At 45.4% G+C, this 698-nt stretch carries 1 protein-coding gene; it reads right to left on the minus strand.

Features of this window, described 5'->3' with window-relative positions; translation table 11 throughout:
• Window positions 1-97 precede the first annotated feature (97 nt).
• Window positions 98-698 (minus strand): site-specific integrase (locus SB717_RS33365; RefSeq protein WP_410907072.1); only part of this gene is annotated, 601 nt, incomplete at its 5' end.

The following is a 698-nucleotide window of genomic DNA, read 5'->3' on the forward strand; positions in this document are numbered from 1 at the left end:
CGTAGTAACGTCGATAAAAAATGGATTCAACGAGTCAGCCCGGCATTGGATGTATAACCTGCCAGACTCATCAAAAAACTCTCCGAGATCATTTAACTCAATCGTCATTTTCAACCCGGTCCTTGTTGTTTTTAAGCAACCTGGCTCTAGTGAGATCTCTGATCGCCCGCTTGGCATAACGGTTCAGTGAACTCGGGCTGCCCCAGCCACCCATGTAAACTATATGATCAATTTCGGTAGTATTATTTTCGAGTGAGGCTGCCGCTTCGTAAAGTCGATTAAAGACAGCATGTCGGACAATATGCCAGTGAAAAACACCGACACACTTCAAGCGTATATCCGTTGATACCTTGCTCGCAGAAGAGCATGAAAGTGGACAGCCCGCATTGGATGGGCCATGAGACACGAAAAGAAAATCGTGCGACAAGAATATGGTAGAGCGTTTTATTTTGTTAGGCTTTACTCTATATTCAGAAACATATGCTTCGATGTACCCGATGATATCTTCATCTTCCGGAGCGAAATAAAGTAGCCGCCCATAGGTTTTGACGAGAGGGTTATTTGGCGTCCGCGGATCTACATAATCTCTACCTCGCTCCTCTATACGAATGATTTCCAAAGACGGATGAGGCCCTGTTAGGTCTAGATCCTGAAGCCGAATAGCGAGCGCTTCACCAATCCTTAGACCAAACCTAAGA

The organism is Priestia sp. SIMBA_032 (assembly GCF_046535215.1).
In the GTDB taxonomy this organism is placed as follows: Bacteria; Bacillota; Bacilli; order Bacillales; family Bacillaceae_H; genus Priestia; species Priestia aryabhattai.